Source organism: Rhodoferax sp. OV413 (genome assembly GCF_945881795.1).
Classification (GTDB): Bacteria; Pseudomonadota; Gammaproteobacteria; order Burkholderiales; family Burkholderiaceae_C; genus Allorhodoferax.
On the sequence record NZ_CAMCVG010000014.1, the window covers coordinates 15,289 to 39,419 of the forward strand.

Consider the following 24,131-nt stretch of genomic DNA (forward strand, 5'->3'; position numbering starts at 1 on the left):
CGCGGGGGCTCAGCCGGCGGCCGACATGGCCTCGCCCAGGCGCACCGGCCGGGTTGCCTGCCAGTCCGGATTGAACTGCGGCGCACCTTTGCGAAACAGCAGCACCACCGTGGAGCCCAGCAAAAACCGGCCCATTTCCTGCCCCTGCTGCAGGCTCACCTGCCCGGGCTCGTAGCGCCATTCGGTAAGTTGCGGGCGGCGCGGCGGGTTCACGACCCCGTGCCACACCGTGGCCATGCTGCCCACCACCGTGGCGCCCACCAGCGTGAGCACAAACTCACCATAGGCCGAGTCAAACACGCACACCACCCGCTCGTTGCGGGCAAACAGGCCGGGCACGCCACGCGCTGTGGCGGGGTTGACAGAGAACAGGTCGCCGGGCACGTAAATCATGCGGCGTAGCTCGCCAGCGCAGGGCATGTGGATGCGGTGGTAGTCGCGCGGGCTCAAGTAAATGGTGGCAAAGCTGCCTTCGTCAAACTGCGCGGCCAGTGCTGCATCGCCGCCCACCAGCGCGGTGCAGCTGTAGTGGTGGCCCTTGGCCTGAAAAATATGGCCCCGGTCGATGGCGCCCAGTTGGCTGATGGCCCCGTCCACCGGGCAGACCAGCGCAGCCTCTGACAGGGGGCGGGCGCCGTCCCGCAGGGCGCGGGTGAAAAATGCGTTGAAGGTATCAAAGGCCGCCGGGTCGCTCTGGGCGGCCTCGTCCATGTTGACCTGGTATTTCCCGATAAACCAGCGGATCAGCGCGGTGGTGATGCGCCCGCCGCGGGCGCCGGCCACCCAGCCGCCGAAACGGGTGAGGGCCTTCTTGGGAATAAGGTACTGCGGCAAGACCGCGAGGGCGTCAGACACAGGGCTATTCCCTTGAGAAAAAGAGCGCCATTCTACGGGCGGCCCGACGGTGCGAGGGGCGGCAGTGGTGGCATCATCGCTGCATGAGCACATCCCGCATTCCTCCCATCCAGTGTCTGCTGACTTTTGAGGCCCTGGCGCGGTTGCGCTCGGTCACGCTGGCGGCCGAAGAGCTGTTTGTGACGCCGAGTGCGGTCAGCCACCGGGTGCGCCAGCTGGAGGAAATCATCGGCACCAAGCTGTTCGGGAGGGCCGATTTTTCGCTGACCACCGAGGGCAGCGAGTACTTGGCCCATGTGCGTGAAGGCCTGGCCATCTTGCAGAAATTTCCCAGCGCCAGCGCCGCGCCGGGCAAGCGCAAGCTGCGGCTGGCGGTCACGCCCACGTTCTCGCGCTCCATCCTCATCCCGCGGCTGCGCCAGTTCACCGAGGCCTACCCCGAGATCGATCTCACGCTGCAGGTCTCGATTCCGCTGCTCGATGTGGTGGCCGAAGACGCCGACCTTACCGTGCGCTTCGGGCCGGGCCGCTATGCCGACCTGGAGCACGTGTGCCTTGCCAAAGACGAGGTGACGCCTATGGCCTCGCCCAGCTTTTTGCGCGAGCACGGGCCGTTTGACACCTCGCATCAGCTGCAAACCATGCCCCTGCTGCGCAGCCCGCTGGAGCCCTGGCGCACCTGGTTTGCCGCCAACGGGCTGGACTGGCCCGAGCCGGTCGACGGCTCGCAGTTCAACGATATCGGCCTGATGTGCGACGCCGCGGCGGCCGGCATGGGGGTCGGACTGATCCGGCTCAAGCTGGGCGCGCCCTGGCTGGAAAACGGCTCGCTGGTACGGCTCTTTCCCCACAATGCGCCCAGCCCCCATGCGCATTACCTGTGCTGGCGCACCGGCGCCATGGACCGCTGGGAAGTCGCCGCTTTCGCCGAGTGGCTCAAAAAGGCATTGCACTGAGGCCCTTTTTCACGCGGGGTTGCAAGTTTCTTCACGCTCAGAGCTGTCGCTTTCTCTTAGAGTGAACCGCTGGCCTGTTGCCCCGCTGCACCGCACCCTACGGAACCCTTTCCCCATGAACGCTCCCCTACCCCACTCCACCCAGGAATCGCTACAAAAAAGAGAGCTGCTCGCGCAGCTCCTGCCTGCGCTGGAGGCACATTTGCCACGTCATGCGCTGCTCTACCAAAGCGAAGACACCACCCCCTATGAGTGCGACGGCCTGACCGCCTACCGCCAGCGCCCCCTGCTGGTCGCACTGCCGGAAACCGAAGCCCAGGTGGCTGCGGTGCTCAAGGTCTGCCACCGCCTGCAGGTACCGGTGGTGGCGCGCGGCGCGGGAACCGGCCTCTCCGGCGGCGCCATGCCCCACGCGCTGGGCGTGACCCTGTCGCTGGCCAAGTTCAACCGCATCCTGCGCATCGACCCGCGCAGCCGCACGGCGGTAGTGCAGTGCGGTGTGCGCAACCTGGCCATCAGCGAGGCGGCGGCGCCCTACGGCCTGTATTACGCGCCCGACCCCAGCAGCCAGATTGCCTGCACCATCGGCGGCAATGTGGCTGAAAACTCCGGCGGAGTGCACTGCCTGAAATACGGGCTGACGCTGCACAACGTGCTCAAAGTGCGCGGTTTTGGCGTGGACGGCGAGCCCATCGAGTTCGGCAGCGATGCACTCGACACCCCCGGCTACGACCTGATGAGCGTGGTGGTGGGCAGCGAAGGCATGCTGGCAGTGACTTTGGAAGTCACCGTGAAGCTGGTGCCCAAGCCGCAGCTGGCGCGCTGCATCATGGCCAGCTTTGACGACCTGCGCAAAGCCGGCGACGCGGTGGCCTCGGTCATTGCCGCCGGCATCATTCCCGCCGGGCTGGAGATGATGGACAAGCCCATGACGGCCGCGGTGGAAGACTTTGTGCACGCCGGCTATGACCTCAGCGCCGAGGCGATTTTGCTGTGCGAGAGCGACGGCACGCCCGAAGAGGTCGAGGAAGAAATCGGCCGCATGAGTGAGGTGCTGCGCGCCGCCGGCGCCACCGGCATTGCGGTGAGCAACAGCGAGGCCGAGCGCCTGCGCTTCTGGAGCGGGCGCAAAAACGCCTTTCCGGCCAGCGGCCGCATCAGCCCCGACTACATGTGCATGGACAGCACCATTCCGCGCGCGCGCCTGGCCGACATCCTGCTGGCCATTGCCGAGATGGAAAAGAAATACCAGCTGCGCTGCGCCAATGTGTTCCACGCCGGCGACGGCAATCTGCACCCGCTTATCTTGTTTGACGCGAACGACCCCGACCAGCTGCGCCGCTGCGAGCTGTTTGGTGCGGACATTCTGGAAACCAGCGTCGCCATGGGCGGCACGGTGACCGGCGAGCACGGCGTGGGCGTGGAAAAGCTCAACAGCATGTGCGTGCAATTCAGCCCCCAGGAAAACGCGCAGATGTTCGCCCTGAAGGCCGCCTTCGACCCGCTGGGCCTGCTCAACCCCGGCAAGGTGATCCCCACCCTGCAGCGCTGCGCCGAATACGGCAAGGAACTGGTGCGCGGCGGCAAACTCAAGCACCCCGACCTGCCGAGGTTTTAAACCACCATGACCCGCACCACCCCCGCCCTTGGCGCCTCGCTCGGCACACCGCTGTCTGCCAACGCCACCAAAGTCATGCTGCTGGGCAGCGGCGAGCTGGGCAAGGAGGTGCTGATGGCGCTGCAGCGGCTGGGGGTGGAGACCGTGGCGGTGGACCGCTATGACAACGCGCCCGGGCAGCAGGTGGCGCACCACGCGCGCACCATCACTATGAGCGACCCGTCCCAGCTCAAGGCGCTGATTGAGGCCGAGCGCCCCCTGCTGGTGGTGCCCGAAATTGAGGCGATTGCCACCCCGATGCTTGAAGAGCTGGAGGCTGCTGGTGTGGTGCGGGTATTACCCACGGCGCGCGCGGCGCGGCTCACCATGGACCGCGAGGGCATTCGCCGTTTGGCCGCCGAAACGCTGGGCCTGCCCACCAGCCCTTATTACTTTTGCGACTCCCTCGAAGAACTACAAGCCGCCATCGACGGCACCGGTGGGAACGGCCAGCCGCGCGCCGGCATCGGCTACCCCTGCATCGTCAAGCCGGTGATGAGCAGCTCAGGCAAAGGCCAGAGCAAGATTGACGGGCCGGCGGATGTGCAAAAGGCCTGGGACTACGCCATGGCGGGCGGGCGGGTGAGCCACGGCCGCGTCATCGTGGAAGGCTTCATTGACTTTGACTACGAAATCACCCAGCTGACCGTGCGCTCGCTCGGCGCTGATGGCCACATCGTCACCAGCTTTTGCGACCCCATTGGCCATGTGCAGGTGAGCGGCGACTATGTGGAGAGCTGGCAGCCCATCGCCATGCACCCCGCCGCGCTCGAGCGGGCGCGCGAGGTGTCCAAGGCCGTGACCGACAACCTCGGCCAAGGCTCGGACGGCCAACCTGCGGGCCTGGGACTGTTCGGGGTGGAGCTGTTTGTGAAGGGCGAGCAGGTGTGGTTTAGCGAAGTGAGCCCCCGCCCGCATGACACCGGGCTGGTGACCCTGTGCACCCAGCACCAGAGCGAGTTTGAGCTGCATGCCCGCGCCATCCTGGGCCTGCCGGTGGACACCCGCCTGCGCAACGCCGGCGCCAGCGCGGTGATTTATGGCGGCGTGGAAGGAGAGGGCTTGGTGTTTGACGGGGTGGCCGAAGCGCTGTCCGTGCCGGACACCGACCTGCGCCTGTTCGGCAAGCCCGAGAGCTTTGCCAAACGCCGCATGGGCGTGGCGCTGGCTCGCGCGGATGACACCGACACCGCCCGCAGCCGCGCCAAGCTGGCCGCGTCCAAGGTCCGCCCACGCCTGGCCTAACCAGACGGCTGAGCGCATGGCCTCACAGCCTGAGTGACTGTGCGCGGGGAAATATGCGGGACAGTGCAAGGTTTCGTACATGGTCTTCCCGTACATTAAGTGTCAAGTTCAGACACAAGGCACCCGCGTGCAATCCCCCACCCCACGTCCCGTAGACACGTCGGCCCTTGCCGGCGGCGAGCCGCTTCAATTTGACGAAGGCAACCCCAAGCTCTGGAAGCTCGCGCTTGAGGCCTCGGGCGCGGGTGCGTGGGACTGGAACCTTCAGACCGGCGAAGAAATCCACTCCCCGGGCTGGCAGGAAATGCTGGGCTATGCCTTCGGTGAAATCGAATCCCTGAACCAGAGTTTTGCCGAGCGGGTCCACCCCGAAGACACCACGCTGGTCACCCGGGCACTGGAGGACTGCACAGACGGCAAGACAGAGTCCTATTCGTGCGAGCTGCGCATGCGCTGCAAGGACGGCAGCTGGAAATGGATCTTGAGCAGCGGCATGGTGGTGCGCCGCGACCCAAGCGGCCAGCCGCTGCGCATGATCGGCACACACATCGACATCCACGAGCGCAAGGAGGCCGAGGCCCTGGTGCGCCAGCAGGCCTTTTTTGACCCGCTGACCAACCTGCCCAACCGCCGCATGCTGCGCGACCGGCTGGAGCAGGAAATCAGCCGCAACCGGCGCGACGGCCGCAAGATGGCGCTGCTGCTGATGGACCTGGACCACTTTAAAGAGGTGAACGACACGATGGGCCACGATGCCGGCGACGTGCTGCTCGTCGAAGCAGCCAAGCGACTGCGCGCCTGCGTGCGCGAGCACGACACGGTGGCCCGCATGGGCGGCGACGAATTCACCCTCTTGATTACCGCGCTGGACGACGCCGCCACGCTGGAGCCGGTGCTCCACAAGCTGCTCGAAACCATGGCCCGGCCCTTTGAGATGCAGGGGGAGCGGGTGTTTGTGTCGGCGAGTATCGGTGTGGCCTTGCATCCCGACGACGGCACCGACGCGGAGGTGCTGTACAAGAGCGCTGACCAGGCCATGTACGAGGCCAAGGCGATGGGCCGCAACCGCTTCAGCTTTTTCACGCCGGCCTTGCAGGAGGCGAACCTGGAGCGCGCCCGCATCACCCAGGGCCTGCATCAGGCGCTGGAAAAGCAGCAGTTTGAGCTGCACTACCAGCCGATCGTGGACCTGAGCGACGGCAGCGTGCACAAGGCTGAGGCCCTGCTGCGCTGGCGGCACCCCGAGCGCGGCCTGATCAATCCGGGGGACTTCATTCCGATTGCCGAGGCCAGCGACCTGATTGTGGACATGGGCGACTGGGTGTTTGAGGAGGTGCTGGCCCTGCTGCCGCAATGGCGCCGCACGCTGCACCCGAATTTTCAGATCAGCATCAACAGCTCGCCGGTGCAATTCCGCCGGCGCCGGCAGGCCCAGGGCACCTGGACCGAGCGGCTGCGCGCGCAAGGGCTGCCGGGGGTGAGCCTGGTGGTCGAAATTACCGAAGGGCTGCTGCTCAAGACCGACGCCTCGGTCACCGGCCAGCTGCTTGAGTGGCGGGACGCCGGCGTGCAGGTGGCGCTGGACGACTTCGGCACCGGCTACTCGTCGCTGGCGTATCTGCAAAAGCTCGACATCGACTTCATCAAAATCGACCAGTCCTTTGTGCAGGGCCTCACGCGCCACAGTACCCAGTACATTTTGTGCAAGGCCATGGTGGTGATGGCCCATGCGATGGGCCTGAAGGTGATGGCCGAGGGCGTGGAAACCGCGGAGCAGCTGGAAATGCTGCAAGAGGCGGGCTGCGATTACGCGCAGGGCTTTTATTTCTCGCGCCCGGCACCGGCCCGAGAGATCGAGGCCCTGCTGCAAACACCCGACCTGCCCCAACGCTGGATGCCCACCAGCATGTTGCGGGGTATGCAGATTCTGGTAATCGACGACCACCCCATCATTCGCCAGGGCATGCTGGCGGCCCTGCGCCTGCTGCAGGAGGGCGTCGAGGTGCTGGAAGCCGGCGACGGAGCCCAAGGCCTGGAAATGCTGGAGGCGCACCCCCGCATCAAGGCCGTAGTCACCGATCTGGATATGCACACCATGGGCGGCATTGCGACGATTCGAGAGATGCGGCTGATGATGCCCACGCTGCCTGTGCTGGTGGTGTCAGGCTCCGAGGACCCGGCCGACTACCACGCCGCTTTAAAGGCCGGCGCCAACGGCTACTGCCCCAAGTCCGCCGGCCTTGTCACCATGCGCCACGCGCTGCGCCAGATTCTGGATGGGCGGCCGTACGTGCCCGAATTTATGGCAGAGACTCTGAGTCCGGCGGTTTAGGCCGCGCCCCGAAAATCGCGCTGCCCACGCGCACCATGGTGCTGCCGCCGGCAATGGCGGCGTCCAGGTCGGCGCTCATGCCCATCGAGAGCGTGTCGAGCGCAAAGCCCTGCGCCACTAAGGCATCAAAAAGGGCTTTAGCCCCCGTGAATACTGCGAGAGCTGCTTCAAAATCAGGAGCAGGCTCGGGGATGCACATCAGCCCGCGCAGGCGCAGCCCGGGCAGCTGCTGCACCGCTTGTGCCAGCGCGGCAGCCTCCTGCGGGGCAACGCCCGACTTGGTGGGCCCGCCGTCCACATTGACCTGAATACACACCTGCAGCGGGGGCAGATGGGCGGGGCGCTGCTCGCTCAGGCGTTGCGCGATTTTGAGGCGGTCCACTGTGTGTACCCACTGAAAGTGCTCGGCCACCAGCTTGGTCTTGTTGCTCTGGATGGGGCCTATGCAGTGCCACTCGAGCGGCAGGTCTGCCAGCGCAGTGATTTTGTCGACCGCTTCCTGGATGTAGTTTTCGCCAAAGGCGCGCTGCCCGCCGGCATATGCGGCTTGCACTGCTTGCGGCCCGAAGGTCTTGGATACCGCCAGCAGCTGCACGCTGTCAACAGGCCGGCCGGCCCGTTCGCAGGCCCGGGCAATGCGGGCGCGCACGGCATGCAGCGTGTCGTCAATCGTCGTCATAATCAAGCGAGCGTACCAAACAACAGCACCCAGCCAAGAGAGGATTCCGTGGACATCACCCAGCTGCTCGCGTTCAGTGTCAAAAACAAGGCATCCGACCTGCACCTCTCGGCTGGGCTGCCACCGATGATCCGGGTGCATGGCGATGTGCGGCGCATCAACGTCGAGCCGCTAGATCACAAGCAGGTGCACAGCATGGTGTACGACATCATGAGCGACACGCAGCGCAAGATGTTCGAGGAGTTTCTGGAGATTGACTTCTCCTTCGAGATTGACGGGCTGTCGCGTTTCCGGGTCAACGCCTTCAACCACAGCCGCGGCGCGGGCGCGGTGTTCCGCACCATTCCCAGCAAAATCCTCACGCTCGAGCAGCTCAACGCGCCGCGTATTTTTTCCGACCTCGCGCTGCGCCCGCGCGGCCTGGTGCTGGTAACCGGCCCGACCGGATCGGGCAAGTCGACTACGCTGGCGGCGATGGTGAACTTTCTCAACGAGTCGGAGTTCGGCCACATCCTCACCGTGGAAGACCCGATTGAGTTTGTGCATGAATCCAAAAAATGCCTCATCAACCAGCGCGAGGTGGGGCCGCACACCCTGAGCTTTGCCTCGGCGCTCAAGTCGGCGCTGCGGGAAGACCCCGACGCGATTCTGGTGGGCGAAATGCGCGATCTGGAAACCATTCGTCTGGCCATGACGGCGGCCGAAACCGGCCACCTGGTGTTCGGCACCCTGCACACCAGCAGCGCGGCCAAGACGATTGACCGGATCATCGACGTGTTTCCGTCCGAAGAAAAAGAGATGGTGCGCGCCATGCTGTCGGAGTCGCTGCAGGCGGTGATTTCGCAGACGCTGTGCAAGACCAAAGACGGCCAGGGCCGCGTTGCAGCGCATGAAATCATGATCGGCACCAGCGCAATCCGGAACCTCATCCGCGAGGGCAAGGTGGCGCAGATGTATTCGGCAATCCAGACCGGCAACAGCGTGGGCATGCAAACCCTGGACCAGAACCTGACCGACCTGGTGCGCCGCAACGTCATCAGCTCGGCCGAGGCGCGCAGCAAAGCCAAGATCCCCGAGAACTTTCCCGGCTAGACAGACAAGGAGGTGTTCTCATGGAACGCGACCAGGCGACAAAATTCATCAACGACCTGCTCAAGCTGATGGTCAGCCGCAACGGCAGCGACTTGTTCATCACCTCGGAGTTTCCTCCGGCCATCAAGGTCGACGGCAAGCTCACCAAGGTCTCGCCCCAGCCGCTCAATGCGGCACACACCATGGCGCTGGCCCGCTCGGTGATGAGCGACAAGCAGATTGCCGAGTTCGAGCGCACCAAGGAATGCAATTTCGCTATCGCGCCGGCGGGCATAGGGCGCTTCCGGGTGAATGCATTCATCCAGCAGGGCAAGGTCGGCATGGTGCTGCGGGTGATTGCGCAGGTGTTGCCCACGATTGACGGGCTGGGCGTGCCGCAGGTGCTTAAGGAGGTGGCGCTGTCCAAGCGCGGGCTGTGCATTCTGGTGGGCGCCACCGGCTCGGGCAAGTCGACCACGCTGGCGGCGATGGTCGACTGGCGCAATGAAAACTCGTTTGGCCACATCATCACCATCGAAGACCCGGTGGAATTCGTGCACGCCCACAAAAACTGTGTGGTGACCCAACGCGAGGTGGGGCTGGACACTGACAACTGGGAAATCGCCCTCAAGAACTCCCTGCGCCAGGCTCCGGACGTGATTTTGATGGGCGAGATCCGCGACCGCGAGACCATGGAGCACGCCATCGCCTTCTCGGAAACCGGCCACCTGTGCCTGGCCACCCTGCACGCCAACAATGCCAATCAGGCGCTGGACCGCATCGTCAACTTCTTCCCCGAAGACCGGCGCAGCCAGCTGCTGATGGACGTGTCGCTGAACCTGCGCGCGATGGTGTCGCAGCGGCTCATCCCCAAGCAAGGCGGCAAGGGCCGTGTGGCAGCGGTCGAAGTCATGCTCAACACGCCGCTGATCTCCGACCTGATCTTCAAGGGCGAGGTCACCGAAATCAAAGAAATCATGAAAAAAAGCCGGCAGGCCGGCATGCAAACCTTTGACCAGGCCCTGTTCGACCTGTACGAGGGCAACGCGATTACCTACGAAGACGCTCTGAGAAATGCCGACTCTGTGAATGATTTGCGGCTTCAGATTAAGCTCAACAGCCAGCGCGGCAAGTCCAGAGACCTGTCCGCCGGCACCGAAAACTTTGCGATCATGTAACGGAACCCCTCTTCATAGAATCCACCATGCCCAACATCAACGACAAAACTTACGAAGCCTCCCCCACTTACTCGGTCGCCTTTTTGGGCCTGGGTGTCATGGGCTACCCCATGGCGGGACACCTGGCACGCGCCGGCCAGCAGGTTCGCGTCTACAACCGCACTGCTAGCAAATCTGAAGCATGGTGCGCAGAGTTTGCGGGGGCTAGCAGCCAATTGGGCGCTCATTCTCATGCCCCGACACCGCGCGAAGCGGTGCAGGGCGCGGACATTGTGTTTTGTTGCGTCGGCAACGATGCCGACCTGCTCAGCGTGACGCTGGGTGCCGATCTCGGCGGCGGCAGCCGCGGCACTGACGGCGCGTTTGCGGGCATGAAAGCCGGCGCCATTTTTGTAGACCACACCACCGCCTCGGCCGACGTGGCCCGCGAACTCAGCGCAGTGGCCAAGGGCCGCGGCCTGCAGTTCATTGATGCCCCCGTCTCCGGCGGTCAGGCCGGCGCCCAGAACGGGCTGCTCACCGTCATGTGCGGCGGCGATGCGCAGGCCTTTGAGTCGGTCAAGCCGGTGGCCATGGCGTTTTCGCGTGCCTTCACCCTGCTGGGTGAGAGCGGCGCGGGCCAGCTGGCCAAGATGGTCAACCAGATTTGCATTGCCGGCATCGTGCAAGGCCTCTCCGAGGCGGTGGCTTTCGGGCAGCGCGCCGGGCTGGACATGAACCAGGTGCTCGATGTGATCGGCAAAGGCGCCGCGCAAAGCTGGCAGATGGACAACCGCGGCAAAACCATGGTGGCCGACAAGTTCGACTTCGGCTTTGCGGTGGACTGGATGCGCAAGGACTTGGGCCTGGTGCTCGATGAAGCCAAGCGCAACGGCGCGCGCCTGCCCATGACCGCGCTGGTAGACCAGTTCTATGGCGATGTGCAGCTCATGGGCGGCAACCGCTGGGATACCAGCAGCCTGATCAAGCGCCTGAAGTAAGGCGCTCTAGATCAAGCGCCCCCTCCCGGGCGCTTGATTCTGCTCAGTTACCTGCCGGCAGGCGCTGCAGAGGCAGCAGGAGCAGGAGCAGGAGCAGGAGCAGAAGGAGAAGGAGAAGGAGTGGGGGCCGGGGCCGGCATGATGCGGGCCAGCTCTTCCTCCGAAATCACTTCCAGAATGCGCACCACCCGCTGCACACCGCTGGTGCTGCTGATGATGTCGGTCGCGCGTTTCGCCTCGCGGGCTGTCACACGGCCCATGATGTAGACGGTGCCGCGCTCGGTGGTGAGCTTGAAGGCGTTGGCAAACAAGTCTTTGGCGTCTACCAGACCTGCCTTGGCGCGGCCGCTCACCAGCAGGTCGGATGATCGCTGCTGCACGGTGCTGATGCCCATCACGCCCAGCTCGTTGACGATGTTTCGCACGTTCTCGACGCTGGAGACCACCCTCTCCACCAGCTGCTTGTCTTGCTGACTTGGCACCTCGCCGGTGAGCAGCACCTGGCGGTTGTAGCTGGTCACATTCACATGCACCCGCTCGCCGATGTTTTCGCGGATGCGGGCCGCGGCCTTGAACTCAATGCTTTCGTCCTCGAGCTGGGTGCCGGAGGTGCGACGGTCGCTGGCCACCAGCCCCGAGCCGACCATGGCGCTGCCCACCATCAGGGGCACGCAGGCCGTGAGGCCGCTGATGGCCAAGGTGCCGAGGACAAGACCGCGGGCCAGGCGCGGGAGAGAGAGGCGGGGGAGAGCGTGGTGGGTAGCGTTTTTCATGGGGTAGGTTCCTGTTCACCGAGGAGTTGGGCATCCACCGCATCGCTTATGCAATGCAGGGCGAGGGTATGGACTTCTTGAATACGGGCCATCCGGTCGTGGGGCACGCTGATGTGGACATCGGTGTCGCGCATCATGGCCGCCATCTTGCCGCCGCCGGCGCCGGTCAGGCCCACCACCACCATGTCGCGCTCGTGCGCGGCCTCTATGGCGCGTAGCAGGCTCTGGGCATTGCCGGTGGTGGAGATGGCCAGCAGCACATCGCCCGGGGCGCCAAGGGCGCGCACCTGACGCGCAAAGATCACGCTGTAGTCGTAATCGTCGGCCAGCGAGGTAATGAGGGCGGTGTCGGTGGTGAGGGCAATGGCACCGAGCTCGGGGCGCTCGCGCTCGAATCGGCCCACAAATTCGGCGGCAAAACGCTGCGCATCGGTGGCCGAGCCGCCGCTGCCGCAGGTGAGCACCTTGCCGCCACTAGTCACGCAGGCCAGCACCGCTTGCACCGCGTCGGCAATGGGTTTACTCAAGGCTTGCGCGGCCTGGTATTTCAGGTCGGCGCTGTCTATGAAGTGTTGTTGAATACGTAGTTCCAGCATGGGCGGTGATGATACCGCGCACCCTGTAAGCGTCTGTGTCGCTTCGCACAGCCGCCAGCGGGCTTTTGCGGGGCAGGTGGCAAGCCTTTGCCGCAGGGGCGGGGCTGCTTCAGGACGCGTCAAAGGCGGCGCGCAACCACTCCACCCCATCGCCGTCAATCACGACCACATCAAATCGGCATGGCGGCACGGTGCGCAGGGTCAGCAGGTAGTGCCGCGCGGCAAAGATGATGCGCCGCTGCTTGACATGGCCCACGCTGGCGGCGGCACCGCCGTGGTCGGTGCGGCTGCGTTTGCGTACCTCCACAAACACCAGGGTGCCGTCGGCGTCCCGCAGAATCAGATCGATTTCTCCGCCGCCGCGCCCTGGCGTCCGATAATTGCGCGCAAGGAATTGCAGCCCCCTGGCTTGCAAAAAACCCAACGCCTGCGCTTCTGCCGCATCGCCGACTTGCTTGGTGGTGGCGCGCGCCGGCCGCGATGGAAGTAAGCCCATATATGAGTGCGTCGTTTTCTACAGCTGTGCAAGCCGCCTCGGAGGCCGCCGGTGGGCAGCATTATCCGCAAGGCAGTCTGTACGTGGTGGCAACCCCCATCGGCAATCTGGCCGACATCACCCTGCGGGCGCTGCACGTGCTGGGGCTGGTGGACTGTGTTGCCTGCGAAGACACCCGCCACACCCAACAAATGCTGCGGGCCTACGGCATCGACAAGCCTGGCAGTGCCCTGCTTGCGGTGCACCAGCACAACGAAACCGAGGCGGCACAGGGCGTGATTCAGCGCCTGCACAGCGGGCAGCGGGTGGCCTATGTGAGCGACGCGGGCACGCCCGGCGTGAGCGACCCCGGTGCACGGCTGGTCGCGCAGGTGCGGGCGGCGGGCCTGCGCGTGGTGCCGCTGCCGGGGGCGAGCAGCGTGGTGAGCGCGATGTCGGTGGCCGGCGTGGTGGCGGCTGGCGAGGGGCATGGCGGCTTTGTGTTCAGGGGGTTTCTGTCGTCCAAGGCCACCGAACGCGCCAACGAAGTGGCCGCGCTGGCCGCCCAGCCCGAGGCGGTGGTGTTGCTCGAAGCGCCCCACCGGCTCGAGGCCCTGGCCAAGGCGCTGGGCGCCCTGGGTGAACGCAAGCTCACCGTGGGCCGCGAGCTCACCAAGCAGTTTGAAGAGATTGCCACCCTGCCGGCCGCAGAGTTCAGCGCCTGGCTGGCAGCCGACGCCAACCGCCTGCGGGGCGAGTTTGCGCTGGTCATTCACCCCGCTGCGCTGGCAGCAGGCGCCGCAGACGACCGGGTGCTGCTTCTGCTTTTGGAGCAGCTGCCGCTCAAGTCGGCGGTCAAGCTGGCGGCCGACATCACCGGCGAGCCGCGCAACGCGCTCTACGAACGCGCTCTCTTACTCAAAAAAGATAGCACCTAGCGCAATACTGGCGGGCTCTAGGCGGCTTTTCTTCCCTTTTTTTGGATTCAGCCGGCCACAGGCGGTAAAGGACCGGCGGCGCGGAGTTTGTCTTTCTTGCTGGGCCTGCGGCCCTTGATGCCGCCGGCGGCCTGGTCGAGCGAAACGCGGGGCGCCGCCTCCTGCGGCTCGAAGCCCGGCACCACCTCGCGCGGCAGGCTCAGTCCGTTGCGCTTTTCAATCAAAGCAAAGTGCGCGGCCGAATCGGCGCTCACCAGACTCAGGGCCATGCCGGACTCGCCAGCACGCGCGGTGCGGCCGATGCGGTGCACATAGTCATGCGCAGCGCGTGGCAGGTCGTAATTGACGACCACCGGCAGGCCGGCAATATCAACGCCGCGGGCCGCCACATCGGTCGCCACCACCACCTGCACCACACTGGCCTTGAAGTCGGCCAGTACCTGGCTGCGCTTGCCTTGGCTGAGCTGCGCATGAAAGGGCTCGGCGCTCAAGCCCGCCCGGCGCAGCTTGTCGGCCACCATCTCGGCGGCGTATTTGGTGGCCACAAACACCAGAACCCGCGGCCACTCCTCCTGCAGCAGCAGGTGGCGCACTAACTGGGTACGGCGGGGCTCATCCACCAGAATGGCGCGCTGGCGAATGGCGGGCGCGGGCTGGCTATCAGAATCAATGGAGACTTCTACCGGCGATTGCATGCGGGCTTCTGCCAGGCGGCGCACCGGCGCGCTGTAGGTGGCAGAAAACAGCAGGCTTTGGTGGGCCGGCAGCAGGGCATCAATGCGGGCCAGCTCTTCGGCAAACCCGAGGTCGAGCAGGCGGTCGGCCTCATCGAGCACCAGGCAGCGCACCTGTTGCAGGGGCATGGCGTTGCGGTCGACCAGGTCCAGCAGGCGGCCGGTGGTGGCCACCACAATGTCGGTTCCGCCGCGCAGGGCCATGAGCTGCGGATTGATGGACACCCCGCCAAACACCACCGACACCTTGGCCGCAATGCCCGCGGCACGGGCCAGGGTGTTGATAACTGCGCCCACCTGAACTGCCAGCTCGCGGGTAGGCACTAGCACCAGCGACTGCGCCCGCCGCGGCACATGGGGGGCCGGCGGCTGCCAACGCTGCAGCACGGCGAGCGCGTAGGCCGCGGTTTTACCGGAGCCTGTCTGCGCGCACACCACCACGTCTTTGCCACCCAGCGCGGGGCCCAGGGCGGCGGATTGCACCGGCGTGGGCGTGGTGAACTGCTGCGCCATGGCGGCTGCCAGGGCCGGACTCAGGCCCAGAGTAAAAAAAGGCATAGAGAAAACTCAGGGTGCCACAGCGGCTTGCGCCACTGCAGCGTTTAGGCGGACGTGCCGCGTTTGAGGTGGGCCGGCGAAACCACCGTGTGTCCGCTGCGGTTCAGGCGGGTGGCGAGGGCGTCGAGGTAACCCAGCAAGCGCTCAGCCTGAAGGGGTTTTTGGTAGACGGTGACCCAGTTGGGCAGGCGCGGGTCGTCCTGCACTTCGGTGCGGGTCAGGGCGGTGAGCACGATGACTTCGATCGGCTGGTAGGCTGGTTCCTTGGCCATGGCCTGCACCAGGTGGTAGCCGTCAAAGGGCGTCATCATCAGGTCGGTCACCACCAGGTCGGGACGCTGGCGCTCAAGCTGAATCAGGGCTTGCGATGCGTCATTGGCAACGGTGAGCGCCACTTCGTGGCCGCCGCGGGCCAGCAGCGCCTGAAAGTAGGCGACCTGCACCTGATCGTCTTCGGCCAACAGGATCCGCAGGGGCCGGGGCCCCGCCTCGGGAGGGGCAATGTTGCCGCGCGACTGCACCAGTTTGTCGATGGCGCTGCGGAAGATCCGGCGGTGTCCGCCAGGGGTGATCCAGGCTTCGAGCTCGCCGCTGATCACCATTTTTTGCACTGACGTGGTCGACAAGCCCAGAATTCGGGCGGCTTGTTGGGTGGTCAGAACGTCGGTGCTTTGGGGCATGGTGGGGCCAGTCGTGAAGGGGCACGCACCGAACCGTGATTTTTTCAGATTTGGTGCTTTCGTTGCATTCTATTCAGGTACAGCGCCGTGCACCACTGGGTTTAACGCCAAACGGGTGGTGTTTACAAAAAACAAACCTGTTTATTTGTGAATTGTGTGAGGCCTGAGTATTGCCCCGGCGCGGTTAGCGCTGGTCGTTGGGAGGGGGTGCGCTTTCCAGCAAGCCGGGGTCGCCCGGCACCGTCACGGCGAAGTCGGGCTCCGGCTCGCGGATGAGAATCGGCCCCTGCAGCGCTGTCTTGAAGCCCGACTGGATGCGACTAACCACATTGGGGTTGAGCCAGAAGGATGGCTCTGCGGAATCCGTTGATTTGGGGGCTTGCGGCATGGGATCCAATTGTGAAAATCAGTCAATCTTCAATATAACGTTTTTGACCTGTTTGTCAAATTGATGTCAGGGCATTCGCAGTGCCTGTTTCCGGCGCACGCTGCCGCATTCACACGGCGCGGCCTGTCAGGGGAATACCGGGGCTTCTTGTAAGCGGCCGCCGGGTGCGTTACGCTCACGGCCTCTTATCAGGGGAACATTACAGGCATGTCTGAACAAGAATCGGCCTCCGGCGAGGTGCTGGACCGTATCTCCATAGCCCGCCAACCTATTGTCAGCGCTGATAGGGTGGTGTTGGCTTATGAGCTTTTCAACCGCTCAGCCGGCACATCCGGCCACTCGCGCGAGAGCGATGTCGCACTGGCCTTACACGCGCTGGGCCATAGCGCAGCGCCATTTTCCACCTCGGTGCACGATGTGTTTATCCACTCGGTGCATGAAGGCCTGAGCGGCCCGCAGTGGGATTTTCTGGCTCCGCACCGCACCGTGATTGAGGTGGCCCCGGCGCCTCAGCATGACGCGGCCTTTATTGCTGCGCTGGCGCCGGCGCTGCAGGCGCTCAAGCTCCGCGGCTTTCGGCTGGCGTTCAAGCACAGCGTGGTGGCCCCTGTCTACAAGCCCTGGCAAGCCCTTGCCGACTTCGTCAAGATCAATGCGTCGGGCACTGACGTGCAGCAGCACAAGCCCTTGGTGTTGGCGGCCCAGAGCCGTACGCCGGCCGCGCTGATTGCCGAGAAGGTGGAGACCGGTGCGCAGTTCGAGGCCATGCGCGACTTGGGGGTGCAAGAGTTTCAGGGCTACTGGTTCTCGGTGCCCGAGATGGTGCAGTCGCGCGTGCTCTCGCCTGGTCAGGCCAGCGCCTTAGAAATCTTCAAACTCGCGCAGGCGGAGGCGCCCTTGGAGGAGTTGGAGACGGTCTTGAAGAAGGATGCTGCGCTGGGTGTCAGCCTGCTGCGGGTCATCAACTCCGCCGCCTTCGGCATGCGGCAGAAGATTACTTCGCTGCGCCAGGCCATCCTGCTCCTGGGCTACGCGAAGCTGGTGCAATGGTCGGCCATGCTGCTGACCAACACCATCGAGCAAGCCAGCGTGCAGGGCACGGCGGCGATTGTGCGCGGCCGCATGATGGAACTACTGGCCGCCATCAGCATGGGCCCGGAGCGGGCGGACACCGCTTTTCTGGTGGGTTTGTTGTCGCAAATTGATATCTTGCTGGGCCAGCCGATGGCTGATCTGGTGCAACAGTTGGGGCTGGACGAGGCTGTGGCACACCCCCTTATCACCCGCGAAGGGCCGTTTGGCGCCTTGCTTGACCTGGTAAGCGCCTGCGAGTCTGACGATGAAGCGGCGTTCTCAGCCGCATTCAGCGCGCACACCTTTTCGCTCAGGCAGGTCAACCTCGCGCATATGGAGGCCCTGGTCTGGGCCGACAGCATCACGGCCTGAGGTGGGACAAGGCAGCGGCAACGCGGCGGCCACGGCTCTTCTGTTCCTGTGCAGGTGAGCGTGGCGGGCGCAGCGGGAGCGGCGGTTGGGGCGGGCTCCGGGCAGCCGCCGATCGTGCAGCAGAACTACGCCCTCCCGCAGGTCGTTGAGTCGCGCATCATCTACCAGCCCTACTACGTACGGCCTCATGTTCTGCCGCCGGTGCAGTTTCACTTCGGCCGCAATGAAGGTCGGGGCAGGCATCACCACTGGCGGTGACCCCGGGGAGCTTGCCGGAGTCCGCTTGCACCGGGCGAAAAGGATCGTGGTTGCGGACTGTGCAGGCTCAACCCTGTGCGCTGTCGAACGGAGACCGGGGAGATAACTCTTTACTCTGGGGTACACCTTTCCCAGGAGTTCGGCTTGGTTGCCATGTCTCGACGAGTGTTCGCGCTGTCTGCCTGTGGCATTGCGGGCACCGCATCGTTCGTATCGGGATGCAGTTCCTTCGGCATGTCGGATGAGTACGAGGCCTTAGCAAGCCAAATCCGGCAGCCCGTCGCGCTGCCAATCAAGCTGCCGGTAACGCCGCTGGAGTTCGAGGGAAATGCCCCCACAAGCGAACTGGTCCGCTACGCCACATTGGCCCCGTCCAGCCACAACACGCAATGCTGGAAGTTCAGTGCCACCGAGACCTCCATCACCCTCCTACCAGACTTGGCGAGGCGGTGTCCGGCGGTCGATCCGGACGACCATCATCTGTTTGTCTCGCTCGGGTGCGCGACCGAGAACCTGGTGCAGGCCGCCTTGGCCCATGGGCTGCATGCCGATGTCGTTTTTGACGATATAAGGGAGAACATTCGGGTCGAGCTCAGGCCTACTGCGCCCCGGTCTTCCGCTCTGTTTCACGCGATTCCGCTGCGCCAGGTGACGCGTGGCGACTATGACGGAGCGGCCGTGTCTGCCGCGGAGCTCGATGTGCTGCAACGTGTCGGTAGCGGGCCTCAGGTCCGGCTGGTGCTCCTGACCGGGCGGCCGGCCTTGGAGCACGTGCTAGGACAGATTATTGGGGCCAACAGCCGCCAGATGGCAGATGCCGGCTTCGTCGCCGAGCTCAAGACCTGGATCCGGTTCAACGCGTCTGATGCTGTGCTCACCCGCGACGGGCTGTTCAGCCCCACCAGCGGCAATCCCGCCATTCCGGGCTGGTTGGGCCGTTTGGCATTCGGCATGCTTTTCACACCCGTGTCTGAGAACGACAAGATTGCGCGCCAGATTCGCAGCTCGGCAGGCATTGCGGTGTTCGTGGGCCTGTCGGCGGACAAGGCGCACTGGGTCGAGGTCGGACGCTGTTATGAGCGGTTTGCACTGCAGGCCACCGCCCTTGGCATTCGGAACGCCCATCTGAACCAGCCTGTGGAGGTTCCATCCTCGCGAAGCTCTCTTGCTAGAGCGCTCGGCCTAGATGGGTACCGGCCTGATCTGGTGGTGCGGTTTGGCAGGGGCCCGACCATGCCGTTTTCACTCAGGCGACCGGTGTCAGCGGTGATGGTGTGAGAACTATCCCGCTCTCGCCTTCCATGCGGCCGGCGTCTCGATTTGCACCACCCCACTTGGAGTCCTGAATTGTCAAAACGCATTCTTCTTATTCAGGGGCATCCCGACAGCAGAACTTCGCACCTGTGTCACGCGCTGGCGGCCAGCTACAAAGGCGGCGCCCAGTCTGGCGGTCACGCCGTGCGTCTCTGCCATGTTGCGGCGCTTGATTTCCCCTTGCTGCGCAGTCAGATTGATTTCAAGACCGGCTACCTGCCCAGGAGTTTGCAAACGGCCCAAGACGATATCTGGTGGTGCGAGCACATGGTGTTCTTCTTCCCGCTTTGGGCGGGGGACATGCCGGCGTTGCTGAAAGGTTTCTTGGAGCAGGTCTTTCGGCCCAGCTTTACCGGATCGAACCGCAATCCCTTCGCAAAGAAGCCGCTATCAGGCCGCTCGGCCCAGGTCGTCGTCACCATGGCCATGCCTGCGTTGGTGTACAGGTTGTTGTTTCGCGCGCACAGCCTGAAGTCTTTGCGGCGCAACATTCTTGGCATGGCGGGGATCGGGCCGGTGCGCGAGACGCTGATCGGCTCAGCAGGAGGCATGCAGGCGCAGAAAGCTGCGCAATGGTTTTTCAAGCTCAGACGCTTGAGCGAAGATGGCAAGTGACCGCACCGTCAAGGCGCCCCGTCATTGAATCCAGATCGCATACAAAACGCTATGTCCTGCTCGCCAATTTGCAGGGGCGCCGGACGCTCTCAGATGAGTAGCAAGCTATCAAGCTTTGGTGCGGCTGGCGGGGATCGAACCCACGACCCTTGGCTTCGGAGGCCAATACTCTATCCACTGAGCTACAGCCGCAACAGTGCTGGGATTGTAGGGGTTTTGAGGGGGGCGGCCGTTATAATCAGCGGCACATTGCATGCCCCCGCTTTTATTGAGGACCCCCATGAGCGACAACAGCCAATCCACTGCGCATGAAGAAGACCACACCGGGCCGATCAAAACGCCCAAGCAGCTGCTCTTTGCAGCTTTCTTTTCGTTTGTGATTCCTATTTTCGTGATCATTGGCCTGGTGGCGTATGTAACGGCTGACAACAAGCCGGCGGCCGGCGCGGTAAATGTCGAACAGTCAACCGCCCTGCGCATCCAAAAGGTGGGCGCCGTGGAAATTCGCGATGCCAACCGGGTAGTGAAAACCGGCGAAGAGGTGTACAAGGCACAGTGCGCAGCCTGTCACGTCAGTGGTGCCGCCGGCGCGCCCAAGTTTGGTGATGTTGGCGCATGGTCGCCGCGCGTGAAGACCGGTTTCGACGCCTTGTATACCTCTGCCATGAAGGGCAAGGGCGCAATGGGCGCGCAGGGTGGTGGCGATATGGCGGACTTTGAGATTGCCCGAGCCGTGGTCTATTTGGCTAACGGCAGCGGCGCCAAGTTCGATGAGCCAAAGCAGCCAGCGGCCGAAGCCAAGTGAGCCCCCGCTAATCTCATCCTCCCAAAGCCGGCCTTGTGCCGGCTTTTTTGTGTGCATTCGGCGCCAGTGCTGGGCGAGGTGCTCCGTTTTTTATAGCGGCTTAGTGTTAGATTGTTCTGCCTGCGGGCTGCAAACGTAGCCGAACCGGGGCGGCATTTCATGTGCCCGGATCTCTTGCGGGAGCCAGAGACCGGCCTCAACAGCGGCTGCCGCACGACCCATATCGGCGGTGTGCACGAGTCCGAGGCCTAGAGGGGTCTGGAGGTAGAGCCGGCCGGCCTCGTCTACCCAACTCTCGGCATAGGTGGTCTGCTGGCCCGTGTGGGCGTGAATGGCGGCTGTATCGTCCACGCGCCAGATCCATGGGGCGGCTTGAAGCTCGACGTAAACGCGTTGGGGCCCGTTCTGAAAATAACAGCGGCCCTGAGCGTCTGCCGCGTAGTTGCGGCAGATGAAATCCACCAGCTTCTCATGCATCAGCCGGCTGCCCTTACTGCCTGGGAGTCCGCTACTGAAGGCGCCCGCTGCCTGCGCCGCGTCGTCACGCAAGTACCAGTCGCCACGGTTGTCCAGGCCTAGCCAGCCGAAGCAGTGGGGCACATGCGGCCATTTGGCCATGGCTTGCCGGACGATGTCATCCATGGATTCTCCGGTCAGAGTACGGCGCGTGCGAGCCAGCTGCCAACAGCCTCTGGCATGGTGCGCACATGACCGGGCAGGCGACCCTGCGGAAAGCCAACGTGGCCGCCGTGCGCCGGCTGCCACAGGGTGACATGCGCACCTACCTCGCTCTGCCGGGGCAAGCTCCAAGCGGGCACAAACGGATCGTTGCGCGCATTGACAGCCAATGTGGGAATGCGGATTCGGTGCAAATGTGGCTTGGCGGAGGCGCGGGCCCAGTAGTCGTCGGTGTTCTTGAAGCCGTGCAGCGGCGCGGTGAAGATGTTGTCAAAGGTATAGAGGTCCCGCGCTTTTTGGAGTGCTTCTGCATCGAAAAGGCCGGGAAATTGCTCTAACTTGCGCATCGCCTTGGGCATCATGGACTTCAGGAACATGCGGCTGTAGGTGTAGCGGTTAAATCCCGCGCCGATGGCGTGGCCGCTGGAGCTCAGGTCGAGCGGGGAACACACTGCCGCTAGAGCGCGCACGGTGTTGGCGGCGGTGCTACCGGCCTCCTCGGCCCAGCGCAGCAGGGCGTTTCCGCCCAGCGAAATTCCAACGGCGACGATGGGGCCGTGGTGCCGGGTGCGAAACTGCTGCAGCATCCAGCCAATTTCCTCGTGGTCACCGGAGTGATAGGCGCGCGGCGCGAGATTCACTTCGCCGCTGCAGCCCCTGAAATGCGGCACCGCATAGGCCATTCCACGCGCGCGGGCAAAGTCCGCAAAAGCTTCCGAATAGTGGCTGCGCGACGTGCCTTCCAGGCCATGAAATTGCACCAAGAGCGGCGCACCCGCTGGCGCCTGCGGGTCCAGCCAGTCCACGTCGACAAAGTCGCGGTCGGGCGTGGTCCAGCGCTCACGGCGATAGAGGGGCCGCGGGCCCATGGTCCGGCGGGCATACAACGAGGACCAGATGGTTTGCAGATTTCCCCCGGGCAACCAAACTGGCGCTACATAATTCATAGCTGTCGGCGCATTGGTGGCGGGCGCAGAAGGCCCATTCAGTGCAAAACCTGAGGCGCGAGGGGACCGTTCGCAGTGTCGTCGGGTGTGCCGGGACTGGCATGGTGCACCACCATACGCCAGCCTTGCGGGGTCTTGTGATACACGTTCGTTGCCAGCACATGCGCGCTGCCCGGGCCCTCGGGCGTATGGATCTCGACTTTTTCAAGCACATGGTGAACTGCGCTGGCGAGGGAGTCTACGCGGCGGATCTGCTCCGGACTGACGGGGATAGAGCCGCTATGCGCGAACATGGCCTCAAAGCTCGCGCGTATGGCGCCGGGGCCGATGATGCGCCCGCCTCCCGGATGTATGCAGGCGATGTCATCTTCATCGGCCCAGCATGACATGAGCTGGTCGATGTCTCCGCGCTGCAGGGCCTCGTAAAAGGCGGACTCCACCTCGTCAGGGGTGCCACCCATTACGGCATGCAATTTGGCTTGTTGTTTTGGCATGGAAGCATTTTCGCGCATCTCTGTGGCGCGTCTGCGGCACAAAACACAAAGCCACCCGAAGGTGGCTTTGTGAGGTGCCTGCGCCGGAGCTTATTTCTTTCTCAGGAACTTGCGGGCTGCCGAGATTTCAGCGGCCATGACGGCGATTTCGGACTGAATTCGCGCTATGTCGATTTCGCTTTTGGCGTTCTTCAAAGCTTCCTCTGCAGCCGCTTTGGCTGCGTTGGATTTTTCTTCGTCGAGGTCTTTACCGCGGACGGCCGTGTCGGACAACACGGTCACGCAGTTCGGCTGCACCTCCAGAATGCCGCCGGCAACGAACACAAACTCTTCACTGCCGTCGGCCTTCTCAATGCGCACCGAGCCAGGCTTGATGCGGGTGATCAGCGGGGTGTGGCGCGGCTTGATGCCGAGCTCGCCAGCCTCGCCGGGAAGCGCCACGAAAACGGCTTCACCGGAGAAGATGGACTCCTCTGCACTGACCACATCAACGCGGATGGTGTTCATGACTTAGACCTTCTTGGCTTTTTCGAACGCTTCGTCGATGGTGCCGACCATGTAGAACGCTTGCTCTGGCAGGTGATCGCACTCGCCGGCCACAATCATCTTGAAGCCGCGGATGGTTTCAGCCAGGGTGACGTATTTGCCGGGGGAGCCGGTAAACACTTCAGCCACGTGGAAAGGCTGGGACAGAAAGCGCTGGATCTTACGGGCGCGAGCCACAGTCAACTTGTCTTCGGGGGCTAGTTCGTCCATGCCCAGAATCGCGATGATGTCGCGCAATTCCTTGTAGCGTTGCAAAGTACCTTGCACAGCGCGCGCTGTGGAGTAGTGTTCATCACCGACCACATTGGGATCAAGCTGGCGGCTGGTGGAGTCCAAAGGATCCACGGCCGGATAAATACCCAGCGAAGCGATGTCACGGGACAACACCACGGTGGAATCCAGGTGGGCGAAGGTTGTCGCGGGGGATGGGTCGGTCAAGTCATCCGCTGGAACGTAAACGGCTTGGATGGAGGTGATGGAGCCAACCTTGGTTGAGGTAATCCGCTCTTGCAGGCGACCCATTTCTTCAGCCAGTGTCGGCTGGTAGCCCACAGCGGAAGGCATACGACCCAGGAGCGCCGACACTTCGGTACCGGCCAATGTGTAGCGGTAGATGTTGTCCACGAAGAACAGCACATCACGGCCTTCGTCACGGAAGGATTCCGCAATGGTCAGGCCGGTCAAGGCCACGCGCAGGCGGTTGCCTGGTGGCTCGTTCATTTGGCCATACACCATGGCCACTTTGGACTTGGGTAGGTCTTCAAGGTTCACCACACCGGAATCGGCCATCTCGTGATAGAAGTCGTTCCCTTCGCGGGTACGCTCACCCACACCGGCAAACACGGACAAGCCGCTGTGTGCCTTGGCAATGTTGTTGATCAACTCCATCATGTTCACGGTCTTGCCCACACCGGCACCACCGAACAGGCCCAC

The 24,131-nt window shown here is 63.8% G+C and carries 26 protein-coding genes and 1 tRNA gene; 13 read left to right on the forward strand and 14 right to left on the reverse strand.

The window, feature by feature from the left end; all coding sequences use genetic code 11:
- Positions 1–9: 9 nt before the first annotated feature.
- Positions 10–855 carry an archaetidylserine decarboxylase gene (gene asd / locus Q0O05_RS03370; RefSeq protein ID WP_293660480.1) on the reverse strand — a complete coding sequence of 282 codons (846 nt, stop codon included), beginning with the start codon at positions 853–855 and terminating at the stop codon, positions 10–12.
- Between the two features lie 83 nt (positions 856–938).
- On the opposite strand from asd, the gene Q0O05_RS03375 reads away from it, so the two are divergent.
- The 4 genes from Q0O05_RS03375 to Q0O05_RS03390 all read left to right on the forward strand — a co-directional run bounded on the left by Q0O05_RS03375 (position 939) and on the right by Q0O05_RS03390 (position 7,045).
- Entirely contained in the window at positions 939–1,811 is an 873-nt protein-coding gene (locus Q0O05_RS03375; RefSeq protein ID WP_293660481.1) for a LysR substrate-binding domain-containing protein, read from the forward strand.
- A gap of 115 nt (positions 1,812–1,926) precedes the next feature.
- Positions 1,927–3,429 carry an FAD-linked oxidase C-terminal domain-containing protein gene (locus Q0O05_RS03380; protein WP_293660482.1) on the forward strand — a complete coding sequence of 501 codons (1,503 nt, stop codon included), beginning with the start codon at positions 1,927–1,929 and terminating at the stop codon, positions 3,427–3,429.
- 6 nt (positions 3,430–3,435) lie between these two features.
- Positions 3,436–4,713: a formate-dependent phosphoribosylglycinamide formyltransferase gene (gene purT, locus Q0O05_RS03385; protein WP_293660483.1), complete on the forward strand. Its 1,278-nt coding sequence runs from the start codon at positions 3,436–3,438 to the stop codon at positions 4,711–4,713.
- 127 nt (positions 4,714–4,840) lie between these two features.
- The gene (locus tag Q0O05_RS03390; protein ID WP_293660484.1) at positions 4,841–7,045 is read left to right on the forward strand and encodes an EAL domain-containing protein; all 2,205 of its coding nucleotides are present in this window, start codon (positions 4,841–4,843) and stop codon (positions 7,043–7,045) included.
- Here the strand turns inward: Q0O05_RS03390 and Q0O05_RS03395 are convergent.
- Positions 7,014–7,724, reverse strand: a complete 711-nt coding sequence (locus tag Q0O05_RS03395; RefSeq protein ID WP_293660485.1) for a YggS family pyridoxal phosphate-dependent enzyme — start codon at positions 7,722–7,724, stop codon at positions 7,014–7,016. The two genes, Q0O05_RS03390 and Q0O05_RS03395, sit on opposite strands and share 32 nt — an antisense overlap.
- Before the next feature lie 48 nt (positions 7,725–7,772).
- Here Q0O05_RS03395 and Q0O05_RS03400 point away from each other — a divergent pair, with 48 nt between their 5' ends.
- Genes Q0O05_RS03400 through Q0O05_RS03410 form a run of 3 tightly spaced genes read left to right on the forward strand, consistent with a single transcriptional unit; the run spans position 7,773 to position 10,953 of the window.
- Positions 7,773–8,816: a type IV pilus twitching motility protein PilT gene (locus Q0O05_RS03400; RefSeq protein WP_293660486.1), complete on the forward strand. Its 1,044-nt coding sequence runs from the start codon at positions 7,773–7,775 to the stop codon at positions 8,814–8,816.
- Between the two features lie 20 nt (positions 8,817–8,836).
- Positions 8,837–9,973: a PilT/PilU family type 4a pilus ATPase gene (locus tag Q0O05_RS03405; RefSeq protein ID WP_293660487.1), complete on the forward strand. Its 1,137-nt coding sequence runs from the start codon at positions 8,837–8,839 to the stop codon at positions 9,971–9,973.
- Positions 9,974–9,999: 26 nt separating this feature from the next.
- Positions 10,000–10,953 (forward strand): NAD(P)-dependent oxidoreductase, encoded by a 954-nt coding sequence (locus Q0O05_RS03410; RefSeq protein WP_293660488.1) that lies wholly within the window; start codon positions 10,000–10,002, stop codon positions 10,951–10,953.
- A gap of 47 nt (positions 10,954–11,000) precedes the next feature.
- Here Q0O05_RS03410 and Q0O05_RS03415 read toward each other — a convergent pair whose 3' ends face one another.
- The 3 genes from Q0O05_RS03415 to Q0O05_RS03425 form a co-directional block, all read right to left on the reverse strand.
- Positions 11,001–11,726: a BON domain-containing protein gene (locus tag Q0O05_RS03415; RefSeq protein ID WP_293660489.1), complete on the reverse strand. Its 726-nt coding sequence runs from the start codon at positions 11,724–11,726 to the stop codon at positions 11,001–11,003.
- Positions 11,723–12,322 carry a phosphoheptose isomerase gene (locus tag Q0O05_RS03420; RefSeq protein WP_293660490.1) on the reverse strand — a complete coding sequence of 200 codons (600 nt, stop codon included), beginning with the start codon at positions 12,320–12,322 and terminating at the stop codon, positions 11,723–11,725. The genes Q0O05_RS03415 and Q0O05_RS03420 overlap by 4 nt, the downstream gene beginning before the upstream one ends.
- A 109-nt stretch (positions 12,323–12,431) precedes the next feature.
- Positions 12,432–12,818: a YraN family protein gene (locus Q0O05_RS03425; RefSeq protein WP_293660491.1), complete on the reverse strand. Its 387-nt coding sequence runs from the start codon at positions 12,816–12,818 to the stop codon at positions 12,432–12,434.
- Between the two features lie 2 nt (positions 12,819–12,820).
- Here Q0O05_RS03425 and rsmI point away from each other — a divergent pair, with 2 nt between their 5' ends.
- Positions 12,821–13,735 (forward strand): 16S rRNA (cytidine(1402)-2'-O)-methyltransferase, encoded by a 915-nt coding sequence (rsmI, locus tag Q0O05_RS03430; RefSeq protein WP_293660492.1) that lies wholly within the window; start codon positions 12,821–12,823, stop codon positions 13,733–13,735.
- 47 nt (positions 13,736–13,782) lie between these two features.
- On the opposite strand, the gene Q0O05_RS03435 is transcribed toward rsmI, so the two are convergent.
- The 3 genes from Q0O05_RS03435 to Q0O05_RS03445 all read right to left on the reverse strand — a co-directional run bounded on the left by Q0O05_RS03435 (position 13,783) and on the right by Q0O05_RS03445 (position 16,095).
- Positions 13,783–15,027, reverse strand: a complete 1,245-nt coding sequence (locus tag Q0O05_RS03435; protein WP_293660493.1) for a DEAD/DEAH box helicase — start codon at positions 15,025–15,027, stop codon at positions 13,783–13,785.
- Between the two features lie 44 nt (positions 15,028–15,071).
- Positions 15,072–15,707, reverse strand: a complete 636-nt coding sequence (locus Q0O05_RS03440) for a response regulator (RefSeq protein WP_293660494.1) — start codon at positions 15,705–15,707, stop codon at positions 15,072–15,074.
- Between the two features lie 184 nt (positions 15,708–15,891).
- Positions 15,892–16,095 (reverse strand): hypothetical protein, encoded by a 204-nt coding sequence (locus Q0O05_RS03445; protein WP_293660495.1) that lies wholly within the window; start codon positions 16,093–16,095, stop codon positions 15,892–15,894.
- Between the two features lie 207 nt (positions 16,096–16,302).
- Here Q0O05_RS03445 and Q0O05_RS03450 point away from each other — a divergent pair, with 207 nt between their 5' ends.
- The 4 genes from Q0O05_RS03450 (at position 16,303) to Q0O05_RS03465 (ending at position 19,728) form a co-directional block, all read left to right on the forward strand.
- On the forward strand, positions 16,303–17,541 hold the full coding sequence (locus Q0O05_RS03450) for an HDOD domain-containing protein (protein WP_293660496.1): 1,239 nt from the start codon (positions 16,303–16,305) through the stop codon (positions 17,539–17,541).
- Positions 17,542–17,655: 114 nt separating this feature from the next.
- Entirely contained in the window at positions 17,656–17,799 is a 144-nt protein-coding gene (locus Q0O05_RS03455; protein WP_293660497.1) for a hypothetical protein, read from the forward strand.
- 153 nt (positions 17,800–17,952) lie between these two features.
- Complete coding sequence (locus Q0O05_RS03460; RefSeq protein WP_293660506.1) at positions 17,953–19,077, forward strand: Tat pathway signal protein; 1,125 nt, start codon at positions 17,953–17,955, stop codon at positions 19,075–19,077.
- 69 nt (positions 19,078–19,146) lie between these two features.
- Entirely contained in the window at positions 19,147–19,728 is a 582-nt protein-coding gene (locus Q0O05_RS03465; protein WP_293660498.1) for an NAD(P)H-dependent oxidoreductase, read from the forward strand.
- Between the two features lie 116 nt (positions 19,729–19,844).
- Here the strand turns inward: Q0O05_RS03465 and Q0O05_RS03470 are convergent.
- A tRNA-Arg gene (locus tag Q0O05_RS03470) sits at positions 19,845–19,920 on the reverse strand.
- Positions 19,921–20,008: 88 nt separating this feature from the next.
- Between Q0O05_RS03470 and Q0O05_RS03475 the strand changes: the two genes are divergently transcribed.
- Positions 20,009–20,533: a c-type cytochrome gene (locus Q0O05_RS03475; RefSeq protein WP_293660499.1), complete on the forward strand. Its 525-nt coding sequence runs from the start codon at positions 20,009–20,011 to the stop codon at positions 20,531–20,533.
- 90 nt (positions 20,534–20,623) lie between these two features.
- On the opposite strand, the gene Q0O05_RS03480 is transcribed toward Q0O05_RS03475, so the two are convergent.
- The 5 genes from Q0O05_RS03480 to atpD form a co-directional block, all read right to left on the reverse strand.
- A complete protein-coding gene (locus Q0O05_RS03480) occupies positions 20,624–21,175 on the reverse strand; it encodes a DUF2946 family protein (RefSeq protein ID WP_293660500.1) in 552 nt (183 codons plus the stop codon).
- Between the two features lie 11 nt (positions 21,176–21,186).
- Positions 21,187–22,158, reverse strand: coding sequence for an alpha/beta fold hydrolase (locus Q0O05_RS03485; protein ID WP_293660501.1), 972 nt, complete (start codon positions 22,156–22,158; stop codon positions 21,187–21,189).
- Between the two features lie 38 nt (positions 22,159–22,196).
- Positions 22,197–22,652, reverse strand: coding sequence for a nuclear transport factor 2 family protein (locus Q0O05_RS03490; RefSeq protein WP_293660502.1), 456 nt, complete (start codon positions 22,650–22,652; stop codon positions 22,197–22,199).
- Between the two features lie 90 nt (positions 22,653–22,742).
- Positions 22,743–23,159: a F0F1 ATP synthase subunit epsilon gene (locus Q0O05_RS03495; RefSeq protein WP_293660503.1), complete on the reverse strand. Its 417-nt coding sequence runs from the start codon at positions 23,157–23,159 to the stop codon at positions 22,743–22,745.
- 3 nt (positions 23,160–23,162) lie between these two features.
- Positions 23,163–24,131 (reverse strand): F0F1 ATP synthase subunit beta (gene atpD / locus Q0O05_RS03500; RefSeq protein WP_293660504.1); only part of this gene is annotated, 969 nt, incomplete at its 5' end.